This window comes from Centipeda sp. (in: firmicutes), from assembly GCF_057271695.1.
Genome location: NZ_DBHIVL010000113.1, coordinates 1 through 4929, shown reverse-complemented (window position 1 = coordinate 4929; position 4929 = coordinate 1). Strand labels below are relative to the sequence as shown.

The 4929-nt window shown below is 56.3% G+C and carries 5 protein-coding genes; all 5 read right to left on the bottom strand.

Going from position 1 to position 4929, the window contains the following annotated elements; translation table 11 throughout:
* Positions 1–169: 169 nt before the first annotated feature.
* Genes sufU through sufC form a run of 5 tightly spaced genes read right to left on the bottom strand, consistent with a single transcriptional unit; the run spans position 170 to position 4861 of the window.
* A complete protein-coding gene (sufU, locus tag ACO6BQ_RS11920) occupies positions 170–622 on the bottom strand; it encodes a Fe-S cluster assembly sulfur transfer protein SufU (protein ID WP_489121232.1) in 453 nt (150 codons plus the stop codon).
* On the bottom strand, positions 612–1850 hold the full coding sequence (locus ACO6BQ_RS11915; protein ID WP_489121230.1) for a cysteine desulfurase: 1239 nt from the start codon (positions 1848–1850) through the stop codon (positions 612–614). Before ACO6BQ_RS11915 ends, sufU begins: the two co-directional genes overlap by 11 nt.
* Entirely contained in the window at positions 1834–2679 is an 846-nt protein-coding gene (locus tag ACO6BQ_RS11910) for a SufB/SufD family protein (RefSeq protein WP_489121228.1), read from the bottom strand. Before ACO6BQ_RS11910 ends, ACO6BQ_RS11915 begins: the two co-directional genes overlap by 17 nt.
* Complete coding sequence (sufB, locus tag ACO6BQ_RS11905; RefSeq protein WP_489121226.1) at positions 2679–4097, bottom strand: Fe-S cluster assembly protein SufB; 1419 nt, start codon at positions 4095–4097, stop codon at positions 2679–2681. Before sufB ends, ACO6BQ_RS11910 begins: the two co-directional genes overlap by 1 nt.
* Before the next feature lie 5 nt (positions 4098–4102).
* The gene (sufC, locus tag ACO6BQ_RS11900; protein ID WP_489121223.1) at positions 4103–4861 is read right to left on the bottom strand and encodes a Fe-S cluster assembly ATPase SufC; all 759 of its coding nucleotides are present in this window, start codon (positions 4859–4861) and stop codon (positions 4103–4105) included.
* Positions 4862–4929: the final 68 nt, after the last annotated feature.

The following is a 4929-nucleotide window of genomic DNA, read 5'->3' as shown; positions in this document are numbered from 1 at the left end:
GGCAAAAAAGATGCGTCAAGATGGCGGCGCTGAATTTATCAGTGCTTCCCTAATTATGCAATACTTTTTTATTATACATGGACATCATCAAAAAAGCTAGTATTCATACAATGAAAAATGCGAAAGGACTGCTCTGAGAAGCGAAAAACTTCCCAAAGCAGCCCTTGTCTTATGACGTTTGTCCTTCTTTCAGAACATCTTCGAGCGTATGCCATGCAAGCACCGCACATTTTACGCGCGCCGGCATATTCGAGATATTCTTGAGCGCGACCGCTTCATCCAGTTCCTCAAGCACGTCGTCATCCGTGACCTCGCGCTTGATCATTGCGGTGAAGAGCTGCGCAAGCCTGTGCGCCTCCTCGACCGTCTTGCCGCGCATGAGGTCAATCATGATGTCTGTGCTCGCCTGTGAAATCGCACAGCCGACACCTGTAAAGCCGCCGTCCTTGATGATGCCGTCTACAATCTCAAGCTCAAGCGTGATCTCATCGCCGCAGCTTGGATTGTGTCCGCGCTCGCGCACGGTCGCAGAGGCGAGTGCTCCCTTGTTCTCGGGCGAGCGGCTATGCTCGCCGATGACCTCCGTATAGAGCTCGCTGATCGCCGCTGTCTCAGTCGCCATAACCGAGCACCCCCCGTACCTTTTTCAGTGCCTCAATGAAGCGGTCGATGTCCTCATGGGTGTTGTAGAGATAGAAGCTCGCACGACAGGTCGCATTCTGCCCGAGATAGCGCATGAGGGGCTGCGCACAGTGATGCCCCGCACGGATGGCAACACCGTAGCTGTCAAGAATCGACGCCACGTCATGCGGATGTATGTCCTTCACATTGAACGTGATAATGCCCGTCTTATTGTCGCGAGCACTGTCACAGCCGTAGAGCTCCACAAAGGGCAATTCGCGTAGCTTCGGCAGTGCGTACGAAATGAGATCGCGCTCGATCCGCTCAATGCGGTCAAATCCGACCTTTTCAAGGTAGTCAATCGCTGCAATCAGCCCCGATGCTCCGCTGACGTTCTGCGTTCCCGCCTCAAATTTCGCCGGCAGCTCCGCATAGGTCGTCTCCTGCTCGCCCACATAGTCGATCATATCGCCGCCAAAGAGGAACGGCGGCATGGCATCGAGGATATCGTATTTCCCATAGAGCACACCGATGCCCATCGGCGAGAGCATCTTGTGCCCCGAGAACGCAAAGAAATCCGCATCCATCGCCTGCACGTCCACCGCAATATGCGGTACACTCTGTGAGCCGTCCACGACGATAACTGCCCCGACCTCATGAGCGCGGTCGGCAATCGCACGCACATCGTTGACGAGACCAAGCACATTCGATACGTGGGTCACGGCGACAATCTTTGTCCGCTCCGTAATCTGCGCCGCAATATCCGCTGCGGAGAGATTGCCATCCTCCTCGAGATAGATGTACTTGAGTACCGCACCACGCGCCTTGGCGACGAACTGCCACGGTACAATGTTGCTGTGGTGCTCCGAGACCGTGATGACGATCTCATCCCCCTCGCGGATATTCGCACGCCCGTAGCTGTATGCGACGAGGTTCAGTGCCTCCGTCGCATTTTTTGTGAAGATGATCTCCTCAGAGCGTGCTGCACCGATGAATTTCTGCGTCCGCACACGCGCCGTCTCGTAGATGTCCGTCGCCTTGACCGACAGCTCGTATGCGCCCCGATGCGGATTTGCGTTGCAGTAGGTGCAGTAGTCGGCAACCGCCTTGATGACCGCCTCCGGCTTCTGCGTCGTCGCTCCGTTGTCGAGGTAGACAATGGGGCGACCGTTCATCTTCGTCTGCAGAATCGGGAAATCCTGCAAATACTCGTTATTCCTGCGTTCCACCCAAAAGTCTCCTCTCAAGGTAGCTGCCGATCTCCGTACGCAGTTCGTCACACTCAATGCGTGCCAGTACCGGCTCAAAGGATGCCTCGACAATCAGCTGCTGCGCCGCACGCTCGTCGAGCCCTCTGCTCATCAGATAGAAGAGTTTGTCCTCATCCATTCGCCCGATGCTGACTGCATGATGCCCGTCCACATCGCCCTCGTGTGAGAGCATGAGTGGAACACTGCGATTGCGTGCATGAGGCGAGAGAATCATGACCTCCTCGTCCTCCTTGCCAACCGAGCCACGCGCCCCCTCGATGAAGTCCAGCGTCCCGCGAAACGTCTTGACGCTGCTTCCGAGGAGAGCACCGCGTACCTGCATATTCGCGTCCGTATGCCGTCCCTTCTGACGGATGATATAGTTGAGGTCGATCTTACGCTCCTCATCCCCGAAGTACAGCCCCCAGACATCCGCGCGTGCTTCATCACCCGCAAGCGTCACACACAGCTCGGATGCCGTATGGACAGCCCCTGCCTCAATGAGCGTGCAGGAGAACAGTCCCCCGCGAGCCACATTTGCGTGAATGCGGCTCGCCACAGGCACGTCGGTCGGTGCAAACTGGATGTAGGTCAGCGCAAGCTCTGCGCCCTCGGCAACATCCACATAGATCTCCTGCGCACCGTTCTCGCGCAGCTCCACAATATGTTTTGAACACTCTCCAACAGCAGCGGAGAGTTTGATTTCATCTTTGTTGTCCGCAAGCCCCGCAGGCACGGGGAGATCATTGACCCCGAGCCAACGCCATGTCGGCATGGGGATACGGCTGAATACATCCTGCATTGCCATCACCCCATCGTTCCTTCCAGCTCAATATTGACCAAGTTGTTCATCTCAACCGCATACTCAAGCGGCAGCTCCTTCGCAATCGGCTCGACAAAGCCGCGCACAATCATCGCACGCGCCTCCTCCTCGTCGATTCCACGGCTCATCAGATAGAAAATTGCCTCGTCGCTGATCCGCCCGATCTTCGCCTCATGACCGATGTCCACCGCATCGCACGCGACATCCATCACGGGCAGCGTATCGCTGCGCGACTCCGCATCCAGCATCAGCGACTCGCAGTTGACAGAGCACTTTGCCCCGACCGCACGCGGTGTCACCTTCACCCCACTGCGGTAGATCGCGATACCGCCCGACTTCGAGATCGAGCGTGAACTGATATTCGCCGACGTGTTCGGCGCATCGAAGATCACCGTCGCACCCGTGTCCAGTTCCTGCCCCTTCGAGGCAAACGTCACCCCCGTGAACTCACAGGTCGCATTCTCCCCATGCAGAATGCTCGTCGGATAGAGCATGGAAACGTGCGAGCCAAACGAGCCGGACACCCACTCAATCGCACCGTCCTTCTCCACCTTCACACGCTTCGTGTTGAGATTCATCATATTGCGCGACCAGTTCTCGATCGTCGAGTAGCGCAGACGTGCCCCCTCCTTGACGAACAACTCGACACAGCCCGCATGGAGATTCGTCACATTGTATTTTGGCGCAGAGCACCCCTCGATGAAATGTAGGCTCGCGCCCTTCTCCACAATGATGAGCGTGTGCTCGAACTGCCCCGCCCCCGCCGCATTCAGTCGGAAATAGGACTGTAGCGGGATGTCTACCTTGACCCCCTCGGGGACATAGACGAACGAACCGCCCGACCAGACCGCACCGTGCAGCGCGGCGAACTTATGCGCCTTTGGCGGCACGAGCGTCATGAAATACTGCTGTACGATGTCACCGTACTCCTGCAGTGCCGTCTCCATGTCCGTATACACAACGCCCTGCTCCACGAGCGACTCCTGAATCGAATGGTAAACCACCTCGGAGTCGTACTGCGCGCCGACCCCTGCGAGCGACGTTTTCTCCGCCTCGGGAATCCCCAGACGGTCGAACGTATCCTTGATGTCCTCGGGCATCTCATTCCAGTCCCCGACCATCTTCGCATCGGGACGCACATAGGTCACGATATCATCCATATTCAGTTCGGAGAGATCCGGTCCCCATGCAGGCATCGGCGTTGCGTGGTAAACGTCCAATGATTTCAGACGAAAATCGAGCATCCACTTTGGATCATTCTTGCGTGCTGAGATATCGCGAATGATCTCCTCCGTCAGACCCGACTGCGACTTATATGCCGAGCGATCTTCATTCGTAATATCGTAGATCGTCCGCTCAATGTCGGCGACCTGTGTTTTTTTCTTTGGTACAAAATCCCCCATTCGGCTCACCCCACTTGATCCTGGGACGCAAGGATATTGGCAAAACCTTCCTTGTTGATCTGCTGAATGAGTTCCGCACCGCCCTCGCGCACAATCTTCCCCTGCGCGACCACGTGCACATAATCCACCTTCAGCTTATCAAGAATGCGCGCGTTATGCGTGATGATGAGACAGGAATTCTCCGTCGTATGGAACTTCGCCACACCTTCGGACACAATCTGTACGGCGTCCACATCGAGCCCCGAATCCGTCTCATCGAGCAACGCCAGCTTTGGCTGAAGCATGAGCAGCTGCAGCACCTCACTGCGCTTCTTCTCGCCGCCCGAGAATCCTACGTTGAGATAACGCTGTGCATAGCTCGGGTCGATCTTCAGCTCTGCCATCATCGCATTCAGCTCCTTGCGGAACGGCATGAGCTTCACCTTTTCGCCCGTCATCATCTGACGCGCCGTGCGGATCATATTCTCCACCGTGATGCCCGGAATCTCTTCCGGTGTCTGGAATGCAAGGAACAGCCCACGTCGCGCACGCTCAAAGGCACGCAGCGCACCGATATCCTCACCCTCAAGCAGGAGGCTGCCGCCCGTCATCTCATACTTTGGATGCCCCATGATGACATTCATCAGCGTCGACTTGCCCGAACCGTTCGGCCCAAGGATAACATGCACCTCGCCCTTGCGAACAGTGAGATTCAGCCCCTTTAGAATCTCCTTGCCCTCCACGCCCGCATGAAGATCCTTTATTTGCAGCAATACATCTGCCATGGTAAACTCTCCTTAAAGGAAGCACTGATAAATTCAGCACCGCCATCTTGACGCATCTTTTTTGCCCG

What these genes read in the sequence shown, in the direction of transcription:
- sufU (WP_489121232.1), bottom strand. Translation starts at nt 622, where the DNA reads ATGGCGACTGAGACAGCGGCGATCAGCGAGCTCTATACGGAGGTCATC.
- sufC (WP_489121223.1), bottom strand. Translation starts at nt 4,861, where the DNA reads ATGGCAGATGTATTGCTGCAAATAAAGGATCTTCATGCGGGCGTGGAG.
- ACO6BQ_RS11910 (WP_489121228.1), bottom strand. Translation starts at nt 2,679, where the DNA reads ATGGCAATGCAGGATGTATTCAGCCGTATCCCCATGCCGACATGGCGT.
- sufB (WP_489121226.1), bottom strand. Translation starts at nt 4,097, where the DNA reads ATGGGGGATTTTGTACCAAAGAAAAAAACACAGGTCGCCGACATTGAG.